This is a genomic window from Flaviaesturariibacter aridisoli (assembly GCF_004343705.1).
In the GTDB taxonomy this organism is placed as follows: Bacteria; Bacteroidota; Bacteroidia; order Chitinophagales; family Chitinophagaceae; genus Flavisolibacter; species Flavisolibacter aridisoli.
Genome location: NZ_SKFH01000076.1, coordinates 1 through 586 on the forward strand (window position 1 = coordinate 1; position 586 = coordinate 586).

1 protein-coding gene is annotated in these 586 nt (G+C 54.1%); it reads right to left on the reverse strand.

Annotated elements, in window-relative coordinates; translation table 11 throughout:
- Window positions 1-142: 142 nt before the first annotated feature.
- Window positions 143-262 (reverse strand): ammonium transporter, encoded by a 120-nt coding sequence (locus E0486_RS18420; protein WP_131854513.1) that lies wholly within the window; start codon window positions 260-262, stop codon window positions 143-145.
- Between the last annotated feature and the right edge of the window lie 324 nt (window positions 263-586).

The following is a 586-nucleotide window of genomic DNA, read 5'->3' on the forward strand; positions in this document are numbered from 1 at the left end:
GCGGGACGCTCGTACTACGATGATGCAGCTGCGCCAGGTTCAATCAAATAAGAGTAGTCCTGCAAAAGAACTCGCTCTGCGTCTCCTCCAACCTCCGCGACCAAAAGTCTTTCTCCCTGTCTTCGCGTGCAGAGAAGCGTCGCTACAGCGATTCCCCATGCTGGCTCAAATCCAATCCCATTCGTTCTTCGTCATTCGACACGCGCAGCGGCAGGAGCGCATTCATCTCCGTGCCGATACGGTTCAATTCCTGTGCGGTCATGGAACAAAGCTGGCAAATAGAGCGCGGGTGTCCGTGGGAAGAAGAACAGGATTTTATGGGATTTTTCCCCTGGAATTTCAACGCGGAGAAGGGGAGGAAATACTTTGGGCGCAGAGGGGGCTAAGTGCGCAACGTTTGCTTACTATGGTGCCGTCCATTCGCAAGGCAGCAACCTCGCTGCTCTTCGTAGGCGGAGCGTTCTGCTGCGCAGAACATGCGCGGGGGCTGAACTACTGTTCGTAAAGTACTATTTTGACCGGACTTGCCTTGGCATTCAAGTTTAGTCACAGTCGATACCAGTCAAGCTGTCTCCGCGCATGTCCC